Below are 15,177 nucleotides of genomic sequence, written 5' to 3'. Positions count from 1 at the left end.
GACATGCGCGGCCATTTCCTCGGCGTTCTTCGACACCACAACCTCTTTCGCCCCAAGGCGCAGCGCGTCCACGCGCTTGTTAGCGGAGGTGGTGAAGAGCACCACGTGCGCGCCCATGGCGGCGGCAATCTTCACACCCATGTGCCCCAGTCCGCCCAGGCCCACAATGCCCACCTTATGCCCGGGGCCCACCTTCCATTGGCGCAGCGGTGAATAGGTGGTGATGCCCGCGCACAGCAGCGGCGCCACGGCAGCCAAGCCAGCCTCGTCGTGCGAAATGCGAAGCACGAAGGATTCGCGCACGACCATGTGGCTGGAGTAGCCGCCGTAAGTGTTGGCGCCGGTGCCCTGCTCGGGGCCGTTGTAGGTGCCGGTAAAGCCGTTGTCGCAGTATTGCTCCAGGCCGTCCGCGCAAGGCGCGCAATGCTGGCAACTGTCAACCATACAGCCCACGCCGACCATGTCGCCGACCTTGAACTTGGACACCAGATCGCCCACCGCAGTCACGCGGCCGACAATTTCGTGGCCTGGCACCGAGGGGTAGACGGTGTTTTTCCACTCATTGCGAGCCGTGTGCAGGTCGGAATGGCAAACGCCGCAGTAGAGGATATCCAGCGCGACATCCAGCGAGCCGGGCAAGCGGCGTTCAAAAGAAAAGGGGGCGAGCGGGGTGCTGGGGGATGTGGCGGCGTAGCCGAGAGCGTGAGACATGTCAAAACCTGGTGGTGGGGGTGCGGTAATTTTATTGCTTTCGTGTGTTCGCCGTGTGGCGGCGGTGCCTTGCATCCTTCCGCTGCTTTACATCATGGGGTCTGCCAGACAAATATTTCGCGAGTTCAAGTCTGAAGTGACTTTGTAATAAACCGGTCTCCTTTTCAAGGTACTGTGATTTATTCGGCCAGCGCGCGCATCTCGCGGTACAGGTCCGCCTTGCCTTCAAAGCCTATGCCCGCCAAATCCGGCAGCTTCACATGACCGTTCTCAACTTTCGCGCCATCAGGAAAGCCGCCGTATGGCTGAAACAGGTCAGGGTAGGACTCGTTGCCGCCCAAACCTAGGCCTGCCGCGATGTTCAGCGACATCTGGTGACCACCATGCGGGATGCAGCGGCTCGCCGACCAACCGTGCTCCTTTAGCATGTCAAGCGTTCGCAGGTATTCGACCAAGCCGTAGCTCAAGGCACAGTCGAACTGCAGCCAGTCACGGTCTGGACGCATGCCGCCGTAACGGATAAGGTTGCGGGCATCCTGCATGGAGAACAAGTTTTCGCCGTTCGCCATTGGGTTCTTATAGTAGTTGCGCAAAGTGGCCTGCAGTTCAAAGTCGAGCGGGTCGCCAGGCTCCTCGTACCAAAACAGGTCGTACTGCGACAGCGCCTTGGCGTATGCGATCGCGGTGTCCAGATCAAAGCGGCCGTTGGCATCCACGCAAAGCTTTTGGCCGTCTTGCAGAACGCTGAGGATCGAATCGATGCGGCGAAGATCCTCGTCGAGCGAGGCGCCACCGATCTTCTTCTTCACTACCGTGTAGCCGCGGTCTATATAGCTGCGCATTTCGTCCTTCAGCTTGCCGTGGTCCTGGCCGGGGTAGTAATAGCCGCCGGCCGCATAGACGAAGATCTTGCGGTTAGGATGGCCGTCGCCGTAGCGATCAGCCAGCAACTGGAACAGCGGCTTGCCTTCAATTTTTGCGACCGCATCCCATATGGCCATATCAATGGTGCCGATCGCTACCGAGCGTTCGCCATGGCCGCCCGGCTTTTCATTGCGGAACATTGCATCCCAAATCTTGTGGGGATCGAGGTTGTTGCCAGTCGCGTCGACCAGCGATGCCGGATCGGCCTCCATCACACGCGGGATGAATCGCTCGCGCATCAACTTGCCTTGGCCGTAGCGACCGTTGGAGTTGAAGCCATAGCCGACCACGGGCCGACCATTCCGCACGACATCGGTGATAACGGCCACCAGGCTCAGTGTCATCTTGCTAAAGTCGATGTAAGCGTTACGGATGGGCGAGCCGATAGGGACAGTCTTTTCGCGGATCTCAACAATTTTCATTCTTCATCTGCTCCGAAATAGGTGAGTTGCTATGATCGGCGCGGTAGCCTTCGTTTACCAATGCTTTTTTTCTCTGCTTCGATGCTTTAGAAGTACCGCCGATGAACCTGTCCTGGCTCGATGACTTTCTGGCCTTGGCGGCCACCGGCAACTTCTCGCGGGCGGCGGACGAGCGACACATGTCACAGCCGGCGTTTAGCCGGCGCATTCGTGCGTTGGAAGAGTGGCTTGGCGTCGAGTTGTTCGACCGCAGCACTCAGCCAGCCAAGCTGACCGAAACCGGCCAGTGGTTCCGCAGCGTGGCGCAGGACATGTTGGCGCGCGTGGCTCGCGTTCCAGGCGAGGCATGCGCCGTGGCCGATGCCAATTCAGCGACCTTGCGCCTCGCCGCGACGCATGCGCTCTCTTTCACTTTCCTGCCACCTTGGTTGCGCAGTCTGGAATCGCGCACGACGGTAGGGCCAATTCGCTTGGTGTCGGACGTTCTGCCGCAGTGTGAAGCGCTCATGCTGCAGAGCCGCGTTCAGTTCGTGCTGTGCCACGCCTACGGTCAAGCGCAGGGGCGGCTCGAGACAGCCGGCTATCCGTCGATTAAGGTTGGCCACGATGTCTTGATTCCAGTGACCGGAGCCGATAATGCCGGCCGGCCATGCCACCGGCTGGACGATGCCGAACCGAACGGCATACCGATGCTTGACTACAGCACCGAGTCGGGCATCGGGCGCATCGTGCGCGCAGTGCATGGCCCCGAACTGGAGCGCCGGTCAGTTCAACCGGTCTTTACCGCCCATCTGGCCACGGTGCTGAAGACCATGGCGATTGATGGCCGCGGCATAGCGTGGCTGCCGAACACACTGATGCAGGACGAACTGGCCAGTGGGCGTCTGGTTGTGGCCGGGCCTGACCACTGGCGCATTGATCTCGATATTCGGCTTTACCGAGACCCGGCAAATGTTAGCTCGACAGCTGACGCGTTCTGGCAAGCGGCTTGTCAAGGTGAGTGCGACGCATCCTAATCTGTTTGCGACAAGTCGCGCCTCTGGCAGAGAAATGCGCGCCACTATTACCCCTATTGGCTGGCGCGCGTTCAGTTCGGAGAGATGCGCAAAGCTCTGTCATTGCTCCGGGGCAACGGCCTGGAACCGGGTTAGACGGATAGGAAATCAATCATCTCAAGCCAAGTATCTCGCCATGGGCTGGTTTGGCAAGCACCGTTTTGCCTATTCTGGAGCCGGGTTTGGCAGGTCCGCGCTCAGGATACGCCGCCCGGGCAGCGGGATTGGGATGATGAATCGGGTCGGCCGGATCTTCCTGCGCTGGCGTAAAAACGCCGCACGGGCGGGACTATTCCAGATCCTGCGCACTCTCCACGTACACCAACCCGGCCTGGCGCAGCTTGTCGCGCATGCCATAGATGTCGAGGCCTAACTCGCCGCCCGCCAGCCGCTTGCGGTTGACTTCCTCAAGCTCGAGCCGGGCGTGACAGGCGGCGACCACCGTGGGCACCGTGCGCAGCGGAACTACCGCGATGCCGTCGTCGTCGGCCACGATTACGTCGCCCGGGTTCACCAGCACGCCTGCGCACACCACCGGTATGTTGACCGACCCCGGCGTCGCCTTCACCGTGCCCTTGGCGGAAATCGCCTTGGCCCACACCGGAAATTGCATCGCCTTGAGCGCACGCACGTCGCGGCAGCCGGCATCGATCACCAGGCCCGTGATGCCACGGGCCCGCATCGAGGTTGCCAGCAGCTCGCCGAACATGCCGTCATGATTTCCGGCGCTGCAAGCGACCACCATGACGTCGCCCGGCTGGCACAACTCGATGGCCACATGCAGCATCCAGTTGTCGCCTGGATGTGCCAGCACCGTCACCGCGTTGCCGGCGATCGCTGCGCCTTCATACACCGGTCGCATATACGGCTGCATCAGGCCGCTGCGCCCCTGCGCCTCATGCACGGTGGCTGCGCCTGCCAGTGCGAGCTTCTCGATATCGTGCGCGCCGGTGCGCGCGATATGGCGTACTGCGACGCTCATGCCAGTTCTCCGGTGACTTGCGGAAATACGCGCTGAAAAGCTTCCGCATAGGTGATCTTCTGATCCGAATTGCGCGAGGCTTGTGCGCCGCGCTGCAGCGACACCCGGGTGTAGTACTCCCACAGGTGTTCTTGTGCCGCCATCAGCTCGAAGGCGCGCTGCTTTTGCGCCCACACTTCCGTGATGTCGAGCAGCACTTGCGGCTTCCACTCGCATTGCTCAGGCTGATGCGGCTCGAACAGGAAAACGGGCGGCGCGCCCAGCACTTCTTCGCCGGGATTGTGGCCATGCGCCTGCGCAATGACACGCGCCTCCTGGGCAACATGGGTGGCCAGCGGATGATCGAAGTTATAGGGATCGCGCAGCGAATGCGTCAGCACGAATTGCGGCCTGCGCTTGCGATAGATGTCTACCAGCCTGAACAAGGCATCGTCGGATATGCGCAGCGGATAATCGCCGCAATCCATGAATTCAATGCTGGCACCGAGAATTTCTGCGGCCCGCATTGCTTCATCGCGGCGATCGTCCTTCACCTTCTGCAAGGTCATGCCGGGCTGTCGCCACAGCTTGGCCGACTCGCCGCGCTCGCCGAACGACAGGCAGACGATTGATACGTCCCAGCCGCGCCTGGCATACAAGGCGATGGCGCCGCCCGCTCGCCACACAAAGTCGGCGGAATGGGCGCTGACCACCAACACGCTTTTTCTGGTCGTGCTCACTGGCTTCTCCTGTTCGTCGGGCCTAATCGGCTTCGATTTTGGCGGTCTTGATGACCTTGGTCCATTTGATCGTCTCGGCCTTGACGAAATGTCCGAACTCGGCCGCGCTGCCCGGCAGGCGCAAGCTGCTCGCAGTCGGCACATCCGGCAGCAGGGCGGTCGGCTTGTTGTCGAGCACGGCGAGTGCTCGAAGTTTGCCGGATTGGATATGCGCAATCACTTCCAGCGGATTGATCGACATGAAGGAAATACGGCCGCCCAGCAGGTCGGTAATGGCCGGCGCACCGCCCTTGTACGGCACATGCAGCGCATTGAAGCCGGCTTCATCCTTCAGCAATTCGCTGGCCAAATGGCCGGAGCTGCCATTGCCGGCCGAGGCATAGCTCAGCTTGTCGGGATTGGCCTTGGCATAGGCGATCAACTCGGGCAGCGTTTTGAATGGCGAGGACTGGTGCACGACCACGACCAGCGGCGCAGAACCGATTGCGCCGACCGGCGCCAAGTCGCGTGCCGGATCGAAAGTCAGCTTGGGGAAAAGCGCACCGTTGCTGGCCAGCGTATTGGAGGCCGTCAGCAAGGTATAGCCATCCGGATCCGCATGGGCCACATAGTCCATGCCGATATTGGTCGCGGCGCCCGGACGGTTGTCGACGATGATGGTTTGCTTCAGGATCTCAGCCATTTTTTGCGTGACCACGCGGGTGACGATATCGACTCCACCGCCCGCTGCGTAGGGCACGACGACACGAATCGGCTTCGCGGGAAAGGGCCCTTGCGCCTGAGCGGCGGGCAGCAGGGCGAAGGTGACGAGAATAGCGGCTGCGAGATTCTTTAGTAGGCACCCAGGGCGGGAAAGCAAGGACATGAGATCTCCTTCAATTTTGAACTTGTAAGACTGCATGTGAGATGATGCACGGCGATCATTAATCTCGTCCAATACTTTTTCAAGACCCCACTTTCTGGTTTTGCAATAAATGGATTTTCGACAACTGCGCTATTTCGTGACTGTGGCCGAGGAGTTGAGCTTCAGCGCGGCCGCGCGCCGCCTGCATGTGAGCCAGCCGCCGCTCTCTACCCAGATCAAGGCGATGGAAGAAGAATTGGGCACCAAGCTCCTGAACCGCAACAATCGCAATGTCGAACTGACCGCGGCCGGTAGCCTGTTCCTCGAAGAGGCGCGCCGCGCGCTCGCACATCTGGACCGGGCCGGTGAAGTGGTCAGGCTGGCGTCGCAGGGAGAGACCGGGGAGATCCATATTGCCTTCACTGCCTCGGTGCCGATGTTTGAGGCGTTTCCCGGTATCGTCCAACGTTTTTGCGCCCGTCATCCCGGCGCGCGTGCCGATCTGATCCACATGTCGACCGGGCAGCAATTGCGCGCGCTGGCAGACAAGAGCATTGATGTCGGCTTCCTGCGCCCGTCCATACTGTTCTGCCCGCCGCCCGACATCAGGACCATCGAGCTGTGGAACGACCGCCTGATGGCCGTGCTGTCGGCTGCGCATCCGCTGGCCGCGGAGGCCGGACCGCTGGCAGTGGCGCAATTGGCGCAAGAGGCTTTCATCCTGTTTCCGCGTGGGCTGGGTTGCGGCTTGTTCGAGCATGTCTCGGTGCTGGCCAGCCGTGCCGGCTTTGCTCCGCACCTCAGACAGGAGGCGCGCGAAGGCGCCACCATCCTCGGCCTAGTTGCGGCCGGCATGGGCGTGTCCATCCTGCCCGAAACCTATGCCAAGACCGGCATCCCGGGCGTGGCTTATCGTCCGATCAACACCCCCGACGCCGCCAGCCGCGTGCTGCTGGCATGCCGCCTCGACGAGCCGTCGCCAGTGGTGGCGCGCTTTTTATGAGCCTGAGTGATTTCATAGACCTAGATCAGGATTACAAGTTGTTCTTAGTATATTAATCGTTGAAAAACAATGACTTACGTCGTTCGCTGATATCATCTATTCAGGATAGAAAACCAAACTACCACTGAATTGCCCTTATGACCCCGCGATTCCAGACCGAGGGTAGAACAGGTTCTGCGACCATTGGGCAGCAATCTGGACCAATGAGCCAGCTTCGTGGGATCGCGCAATCCGTTACCGCAGGTCCTTCTTTACGGCGACTGGAACGCCTGTGCAGTTCATCGACTGAACTGAGATTCGTTGGCGCCATCATCGCATTCCTTTCCAACAAAGAGTGCACTGACATCCTCTCAGAATGGTCCCCGGATTGCCCACATGCCCCAGGACTTGACCGCCTTGCCCGCTCCTACTGGCTTGACACCGACCTGCTCAACGCCATACGGCCATTTCAAGCCGATCAACGTGTCGAGGACAGGTTCCGCCTAAAACTCGAAGACCAATACTTGGCAAGCTTGGCCGCAGCGCGTCGTGCACTACCAGCAGATGAAACCTCTGCCTGGATGCAACGTCTGCGTCTTTACATCCTGATCCGAGCACTGGACGCCCTGGATGAGTCGGTAGCCAGGGAACGCCACTTGCTAGTCGTCTGTCGGACGCTGCGAACGGTCTGTGAAACGACCGGTCACCCCCACCACAAATGGATCGAGAATCTGGTTGGCAGTGCCCGCGGATACTTTGAATTCCAGGCCGAAACAACAATGAAGTGCCGCGCTGCGCTGGCCCAAAGCGATGAACCGTCTGGTCGCGCCTTCTTTCAGGCCTTGTTATCGATCCTCGAAGGAAGGAAGTGGATAGCACTGCCAGTCAAAAATCAAGCCCCAGCCAAGTCTTCCCTAGAGCCCTACTTATACGATCCCGACTCACAAAACTGGCTCGCCTTGCTCGCGTCACTTGATAAAGAGCCCTCAGGTAAAGCAGCCAGTTTCGGCGACATCGACGGTAACGGAACTGGTATCGCAACGCAGAGGACGAATGAGGAGCACTCCGAAGCCAAGCGCAGACGACTTGGCGACGGGCTGCGACTCGAGGGCGTCGAACACGCCCTATTCCTTCGGCACTCGTGGCACCAACTCACCACCGTTGAAGAAAATCTTCTCTTCGAGCGGATCAAAGAACTCCTCAAGGCGGACGCCCTGGACGATCGCTTCGGCGCTGCGGTCACACTGATTGCTGTTCTATCCACGCAAACCATGCACGACGTCGGAAAACTGTCGCTCGCGTCGGAGCCAACTTCCGGCTGGCGCCTTGATCTGAAAGCCAGCCGTCTGATCCGCGAGCCCCCCCGGTTCGCACGGCGCTGGCGATCCGAAACCTCGGATTCTGACGCTCGACCTTGGATCCATCCACTCGCTCGCCAATGGATTTACGAGATTGAATCGGCAGTTCTGAAACCTATACGCGCTGCCCAGACCAAAGTTCCTGCTGCGTTAACCTTTGGCGACCTGTGGATCAAGATCAGCTCCGTTCGGACACTGGCAACCTGGTTTAACACCCGCTTCACGAACCACGAGGGCCTGTCCAGACTTTCTGGCCCGAGCGTTGCCAACCCTCTCGCGATGCGGGTGTTTGAGAACTCTCTTGACCAGTCGCTGGCACAACTTGTTGCCTCCGACAGACGCACCGCTCTGCCCGCAGCCTGTGCGTGTGGCTCATATCGCGCGCCACAGGTCCTCGATGCGCTCGGCAGCTACGTGAGACCTGGACTTGCCAGCCTCATAGCGCCGATCGTCGATGTCGACCTCAATTGCTGCGGCAGCGAACTCGATTTGCGCCTGCCGCTGCTGCGCGCGGCAATCGGCGGCCTCGTCAAGCGGGTGGATGCCGCCGCCTAGACTTCATCCTGGGTGGAACATCACAACCTGCTCACCGCCCTGACGGTAATGGCACTGCTGGCCAGCACCGGATCACGCCCAGTTAACTCACCGTTCCAATCGTCGGCCTGGATCGACTTCGACCAGGCGCTGCTCTATGTCGAGGACAAATCTGCTGGGCCGACGCAAGGCTCGCGCATCTGCGTGCTCAGCAGCTACGCGCGAGACTTGCTGCAAGTTCACTATCTCCCGCACTTGAGCCGGCTTGCCGAATCGCTGCGCAACATCGCTCCAAAATTCGCCGCCGAGCTTGGCAAAGTGCTGGGCGCCGATCCAGAGGCCGCGCTGCCGTTGTTATTCTTCGTCAGGGCAGAGCCAGTTTTCGACTGGATCGAGGTCTCGGAAACGCAGCTTGACGTCGTTTGCCGGTTCGGCTGGCCCTTGCCATGGAATTTGTTTCGCCATCTCAACTCCACGCTCCTGCGGCGATGGGGCCTACATCCGGAAATTCGTGACGCCCTCCTCGGCCACGCTGACCGTGATGCTGAAAGCCACGGTGACTTCTCGGTCCGGGTGCCGGCGGACGATCTGGAGCTCGCGCGCCCGCTGGTCAACCGGCTCCAGGTAGAGCTTGGCTTCTCACTTCCGGCGCAAGATGTAGGTCCGCAGATTGCCAGCACTCTGGTGGTCGACAAGACAATCGACCAACTTGGGCGTCGATTCGGGCGACAAGCTCGGGCCGAGCGCCGCGAAGTGACACTGAAATCGGCCCGTCAACTGGCAGAGCAGGAAATCCAGATCGAGCTCAAAGGACGTGGTGTCGATCAACTGTCCTCTAACGATCTCGACGTCATCGCGCGCCGAATGTTGCTTCGCCCCGATGGTCTTCCACACATCATGGGGTCAATACGCTACGACGTCTTCGAAGAATTACTTACCACGCAGTGGCATACCCGGGGCAAGCATGCGAGGCTGCGTAGGCGTTACGTGCTGACGCCGGAAGGCCGTCAGCTTTTCACTGAGGATGTCGTCGTTGCGGGCAAGCGTCTTGGTCAGTTCAGCGCCATTTTTGAATCACTTATCTCAGGAAAGCATAAAAATGCCGAACGCCCGGTCATGGCGGCGGCTCTGGCGGCCATCGACCTTGTCGTGAACTCGAATGTCGCCCACTTCCAGGCGCTGTGCTCGCTGCTTTGCAACCACCACAGTATTCAACTGGTCCGCTTCGGCGGCAGGTTCTGGTTCGAATGGTCCTACGGTGCCAAGTGGCAGGACGGCAAACCCGTGTTCCGGGTAGAAGTCACAACCAGGGCCGCCAACTGGATTTCCCTGGCCCGCGCCGGCAAGTCGTCGTCAAAGGTTCCGGCACTGCCGCTTGCACTCGCGTCGCTGCCAGGCGCACTTGATGACGACACGCTGGATCTCGCAGGACTGATCAAGAAGTTAGTGAAACTGCGCAGCCAGACCAATGCCTTGCGTCTGCCCGGCGTGTACGCCTCCTACCTGAGCGCACGCAGACCATCGGCGGCGCTTCCCCACGCCGACTGGATTCGAGTCACCACCGAATCAGCACCCTTACGACTGCAGGGGGAGTCGCCGGAGTCGCTGCAGACCGGGTCGGACGCCGACAATGAGGCGGAGCACTTCTTTCGCTCTCACCATCAGCCAGCGACAAAAGTCAAAGGTACGGTGCTAGAGCGATGCAAATTACTGTTTGATGCGATAGAAAAATCGCTGCGTTCGACGAATTCGAATCGGCAGATTGCGGCGCAAATTGCGCGCGAGGTGAAAGAGTCAGGGTTTGATCGTGGCGATGCGCCTTTTCTTCTGGCTCACTTCGCCACCCACCTTTTGACACGCAAACCCAAGCGGGGCAACCGGGACCGGCTTCGGGCCTCCACAGCGCAAAGGTACTGGTATTCGCTTGCACCGCCATTCTCCGACGCGATTGCAGACGCCAATCTCATCGACATGGAAGAGGACGAACTGACTGATCTGTACACGGAGGTTGTAGCGTCTTGGGTTTCCAGCGCAACTGATGGTCCTGGCAGCGAAGCCGACGGCCGGCTCGCGGGTATCAGCGACGCACCACTACGCACGCTGCAACAGCTTCGAGAATTCCACGACTTCATCCGTTCCACCTACGGACTTCTGGATCCGAATTGGGCGGAAATTTCGCCAGCCATTACAGTGGGAGTCGGCCGCCCTGGACTCTTGCTTCTAAACGAATACATTGCTGTACTCGCGATGCAGCTGGGCGGCACGGCAGTCAATGAGGTTGATGAAAATGTGCTCTCAAAAGCGTTCGTACTGATTGCCTGCTCCCGCTTTGGGCTTCGCATTGGCGAAGCCGTTGGTCTGAATCGAAGCGATTGGCTTGACAGTGCCGGCTCCCTGACCGTGCTGGTGCGCAGCAACTGGACTCGGGCGCTGAAAACGGCATCGTCACGACGGCAAGTGCCCCTGATTGAAACGCTCACCGTTACTGAACAAGAGGTCATTGAAAAAGTCCTCCTGAATTGGGTGCACCGTGAAGGCGTGCAGTCAGACACGCCGCTGCTGGCGGGCGTCTCGCGTGAGTCATTCATCGGCATCAAGAATCTGATCGGCGCCAGCCTGATTGCCGACATCAAGTGGGTGACCCGGCATGACGGCAGCACAGTGCACATGCTGCGCCACGGGTTTTCGATGCGTGTGCTATCGATCCTGCTGGGCGTCAAGCTCGACCCAAGCGTCATTCTCACGCCGCAACTGGTGGAGGCAACCAGACGCCTGCTGCTTGGCAGCACTGAAACGGATCGTCGAACGCTGTGGGCTGTGGCGCGCCTGCTGGGCCACGCGAGCCCGGCGATGACCTTGAGGAGCTATATCAACTGCCTCTATTTGTGGATGCCGCAGGTCGCCGCCAGCTCATCGACGGACTCACATTTACCCCCACTCCGCGCGTTGAATCTCGACGCCATCCAACTCGACCCTGGTTATCTGATCGGACAACGCCAGGCAGAAGTGACGCAAGCAGCTTCCATCGAGCCGCTTTTGCTGCGCTACCTGCGATTCCTTCGCCTGCTGGTCATTGGTCAGACCGAGATGAAGGCGGCAGAACATGCCAAAGTCTCGGCGCACGAGGCGCAGGCTCTGGGAGCTCAGATGGCCAAAGCAGCAGCACGGCTCGCGGCAGATGAAAAGCGCTTTGGCGCCTACAAATTATTGGGCGGGGTGAGCACCACAAGGATGAGCAATTTGGTGCAAATAGCGCAGGCAGCCGCCAGCATCCCAACCAACCTGGCTGGACTTGAGGACTGGGTTCACACCGTCGGACCGTCGCGACAGATTTTGTTATTTGACCAAGCGCAGCTCGATTTTTTCAAGGCTTTCTCGCTTGCGATGAATTTCACTGGCGATGACCTTTGGCTGGTATCTGGCTCAACGCTGCACCCCGGTCTGTCAAAAATGATTCAGACAGCAGGTCTGAAAGACTATCTTCATGCCAAGCAGGACGTCGGGCGAACCTTTCAACTCGACGTAGCTCGCTTTGACCGCCCGCCCTGGGGGGCGCCGGAGCGTGTCGTTGCGATTGTTCGCGAGAGCGGAGAACTGCGCGGAAGTTTCGAATTGCTGCTTCTTTGGGCGGTCTGGAACACCATCGCCGCCTGTGCAAAAATTGGCGCCGATTAACCCGTCTATTTGACACCCCAATGAGCCAGCCTGTGGCTCTTCAGCACAATACATCCATAACGATCTTGATCCCTTTGAGGGTGCGCGAGATGACCGCCTTGTCTTCAAATTTTTCTTCCCAGTGGACTTCGATCAGAGGGCATGCCTTGCCGGAAACCGCCAGAATGTTATCGAAAAACTCATCTTCATCGAAACTGATATTTTCCAAGGTATTGCTTTGTAAAATCTTGAAGTGAAAGAGGCGCCGTTCCGAGCAATAGCCGGTTGATTTACCCGTTTCACAACGGTTTTTTGTGCTGGCTTCCGGCGGCCTCCTGGTAGCGAGCCCCTTCGGAATCCCAAAGGGCTGGACCCAGAGGTCGCTCTCAAACAGGCAGTTGAATGGCAGTTCCTTGGTGCTAATTTCTTGCCGGGCATTTTGGACTGCTACGATCAAATCGAAGTCTTCTGGATCAGCATGGTTTTTTTTCAATTCCGCGTCGTTCCACAGATGTGAGTTGCTTAGCAGGGCAGTGCAGGTCGATATGCGGCGCTGGGTTACCGCACTGCACAGGGCGTCGGCATTGCGCGGGTCAAGTTCGAATTTGGCCGCCAGGCAAAATTTGGTGTCAGAAATCAGAATTCCGTGTGAAAAGCTGATCTCATCGAGGTCGATTTTGAGGGCGGTGACCAGCATGTGCCAGGCCCCCCGGGCGAAGGCTTCGAAGCTTGCCCAGGCCAGGGTCGATATTTCCCCAGCAACATACATGCTGCCCTCTGCTGGCGAGGTGGAGATCGAAATCTCCTTGTCACCCCGCACAAAAATGCACACAGGTGCCTCGTCCTTATGACCCGCCACAGAACTCGTGTCATCCAGTCGTTGCTGGCCTGACTTCACTTCATCCAGCGTTTTGTTGACGAAGCGCGATAGACTGCTTTTGCCTTCTATGTCTTTCGAGCCGAGTTGTTCGCGCAACCTGTTCTTGAAGACATTGAAGGCCTCAGTGTCAACACCTGAGGAAGCAAGCGGCAAACTGGTCGGGGGTGCTTTGACAGCTTGCGTTTTCCTTTTGAGCTTTTTGTCAGATTTTTCGTCGACGCCAACTCGCTCGTTGCTGGATAGAAATTCATTTAATGAAATCAATCCGTTACAGCGATAGCGAAGTAAATATGTTACTTTGTGTTATAAAAATCCCAGTGCTGGTGACCCGGGGTCGAACGCAGGGGCAGTTAACCAACACGCTCGAGGCGGTACGAGATAGGGGTGCAGGAGATGGCGGCAGTGATTCCCCGTGTGAGTTACCACGCCATCCCACGCCTGCCAGGTCAACCGCAGATCCTGCTCAAATCGCTGGCTGAGGTTCAGAAATGTGGCACCTTGTGGTCGGGGAGGTTTCGGCAGGAGTGAGTAGCACGCCCACTCGGCAATCCCGAAAGGTGGGCATATGAATGACGTCTCAGACTCGCATGGTCGCGACAGCGCACCCTCCCAACTTCTTCGCCACCAGTGCGTTGCCTGGCGTTGGTGAGGCAGAGTCAAAGCCTGCAGCCGCGCGGCAAAGTGAGAGTACCTCCGGTACAGACTCAAAAAGCTACGCGTATGGAAACGGGGCCAGAGTGCGCGCGAAAAATCTGGCTCGCCAGTGGCCCTGTCAGGCAGGATGTGCAACGTCGCATTCGGCAGGAGTTCAGTGCTCATCGGCAGCCTCAATGTCGGCAGCGGCGGCGGATCATTCATCAGGTCTTGGAGCCCGCCAACAAATTCGAGACGCTTGGCTGAGCGCGGATTCGTTAATTGTTCCTCAGTGCGTGGATGGGGCGGGCGAGTGTCACGCCAGGCATGCTGGTCGGCATACCAATAGGCATAGGTCGCCAGAAATCGTTGCCAGTTCGTGATGACGTGGTGTGCCGCGGTGGTGTGATGCTGACGTGCAAGCGCCGTCGGGTCGGCCAGCAACGGGTGCGCGCAAAGGGGACAGGAAAACGGGCGTGATGCGGACGATGCGTCGAGTCGATAGGGGATTTTGGAGCGACAGTTTGGGCACGACTCATTGAGACGCCGACGATGAATCGGGCAGATCCGAATCGGCAGGAACTGAAACAACACCGCATGGAATCCCTCTTGCATACACACCACGCAAAACCGAAGATACGGGCTGACGTCGGATGGTTTCTGAATCAGCACCTGAACAGCATGCGGCACTGGCAAGCATGCTGTGCGACAGTCCGCTGTGTTCACCGAGACGCTCCACTCTGAAGGCGCCAAGCAGCCGTAGATCTATGCCTTGATCTGATATTGTGGGTATTCCGGTCCATCATATTGCGGCCGATCGAGTCAGAAGCGAAGTGGCAATGCTCGCGTAGGGCAGTCGGTTGACGAATTGCCACTTGGCCAGAATTCCCCACAGGGACTCAAGTGGTCGAACCCATAGCGGTCGGCGGGTGAAGGTGTGCCTTTCACCTGGTTCGCAGCGCAGTTGGAGGGCTGGCAGCACTTGACTGACCGCTAATGATGCTCGTCCGGAGCAATCTCACTCAATGTTGCCTCCACGTAACCACTGGCCTTGACTGCCTGAGTCCACAGTTCTATGGAAGGCCGAAACTCGGAACAGTCGTGAACGGCATTGGTCAGCATCAAGTGCTCAACCGCAACACCCGTGTTCTTCAGGTTCCATCCATTGAGTTCCCGCCGTGAATGACTTCCCGGCAAGAACCTAGTTAGCAGAGGTTGACAGTTCCGCACGAATCCGTTTCCTTGTCGAATTCATGCGGAGTGGATATGCTGTAACTACGTCCAATCTGTGAACACTTAACGAAAAACTGAAGGGCTTATTTCATGAATAACGTATTAGAAAATGTATTTCCGCCATCAATTCGAATCACCAATGCGGGTCGCCCTCAAAACACAGCGTTTTCCGCAAAGTAACACTTTTATTTTGTGAAAAGTAACAAATTTACTTTCGCGGACAAATGCGCAAGGTTCTCAAACGGA

10 protein-coding genes are annotated in these 15,177 nt (G+C 58.6%); 4 read left to right on the top strand and 6 right to left on the bottom strand.

Annotation, left to right across the window (positions count from 1 at the left end; translation table 11 throughout):
- The coding region (locus tag B3F77_RS15740; RefSeq protein ID WP_293605859.1) for an NAD(P)-dependent alcohol dehydrogenase at positions 1-711 on the bottom strand (711 nt) is incomplete at its 3' end.
- 179 nt (positions 712-890) lie between these two features.
- The gene (locus B3F77_RS15735) at positions 891-2,057 is read right to left on the bottom strand and encodes a mandelate racemase/muconate lactonizing enzyme family protein (protein WP_293605858.1); all 1,167 of its coding nucleotides are present in this window, start codon (positions 2,055-2,057) and stop codon (positions 891-893) included.
- 101 nt (positions 2,058-2,158) lie between these two features.
- Between B3F77_RS15735 and B3F77_RS15730 the strand changes: the two genes are divergently transcribed.
- The gene (locus B3F77_RS15730; RefSeq protein ID WP_293605857.1) at positions 2,159-3,073 is read left to right on the top strand and encodes a LysR family transcriptional regulator; all 915 of its coding nucleotides are present in this window, start codon (positions 2,159-2,161) and stop codon (positions 3,071-3,073) included.
- A 328-nt stretch (positions 3,074-3,401) separates the two neighbouring features.
- Here B3F77_RS15730 and B3F77_RS15725 read toward each other — a convergent pair whose 3' ends face one another.
- Genes B3F77_RS15725 through B3F77_RS15715 form a run of 3 tightly spaced genes read right to left on the bottom strand, consistent with a single transcriptional unit; the run spans position 3,402 to position 5,678 of the window.
- Positions 3,402-4,094, bottom strand: coding sequence for a 4-carboxy-4-hydroxy-2-oxoadipate aldolase/oxaloacetate decarboxylase (locus B3F77_RS15725; RefSeq protein WP_293605856.1), 693 nt, complete (start codon positions 4,092-4,094; stop codon positions 3,402-3,404).
- Entirely contained in the window at positions 4,091-4,813 is a 723-nt protein-coding gene (locus B3F77_RS15720; RefSeq protein ID WP_293605855.1) for a PIG-L deacetylase family protein, read from the bottom strand. Before B3F77_RS15720 ends, B3F77_RS15725 begins: the two co-directional genes overlap by 4 nt.
- Before the next feature lie 22 nt (positions 4,814-4,835).
- A complete protein-coding gene (locus B3F77_RS15715) occupies positions 4,836-5,678 on the bottom strand; it encodes a Bug family tripartite tricarboxylate transporter substrate binding protein (RefSeq protein ID WP_293605854.1) in 843 nt (280 codons plus the stop codon).
- A gap of 109 nt (positions 5,679-5,787) precedes the next feature.
- On the opposite strand from B3F77_RS15715, the gene B3F77_RS15710 reads away from it, so the two are divergent.
- The 3 genes from B3F77_RS15710 to B3F77_RS15700 all read left to right on the top strand — a co-directional run bounded on the left by B3F77_RS15710 (position 5,788) and on the right by B3F77_RS15700 (position 12,206).
- Positions 5,788-6,660 carry a LysR family transcriptional regulator gene (locus B3F77_RS15710; protein ID WP_293605853.1) on the top strand — a complete coding sequence of 291 codons (873 nt, stop codon included), beginning with the start codon at positions 5,788-5,790 and terminating at the stop codon, positions 6,658-6,660.
- Positions 6,661-6,863: 203 nt separating this feature from the next.
- Positions 6,864-8,552, top strand: a complete 1,689-nt coding sequence (locus tag B3F77_RS15705; protein ID WP_293605852.1) for a hypothetical protein — start codon at positions 6,864-6,866, stop codon at positions 8,550-8,552.
- Positions 8,553-8,564: 12 nt separating this feature from the next.
- Entirely contained in the window at positions 8,565-12,206 is a 3,642-nt protein-coding gene (locus B3F77_RS15700) for a site-specific integrase (protein WP_293605851.1), read from the top strand.
- A 40-nt stretch (positions 12,207-12,246) separates the two neighbouring features.
- Here the strand turns inward: B3F77_RS15700 and B3F77_RS15695 are convergent, their stop codons facing one another.
- Positions 12,247-13,329 (bottom strand): hypothetical protein, encoded by a 1,083-nt coding sequence (locus B3F77_RS15695; RefSeq protein WP_293605850.1) that lies wholly within the window; start codon positions 13,327-13,329, stop codon positions 12,247-12,249.
- Positions 13,330-15,177: the final 1,848 nt, after the last annotated feature.

Origin of the sequence: Polaromonas sp. UBA4122, assembly GCA_002381615.1 — a bacterium.
Taxonomy (GTDB): domain Bacteria; phylum Pseudomonadota; class Gammaproteobacteria; order Burkholderiales; family Burkholderiaceae_C; genus Polaromonas.
Note: the sequence above shows the minus strand (reverse complement) of the source record. Positions and strands in the feature narration are given on the sequence as shown.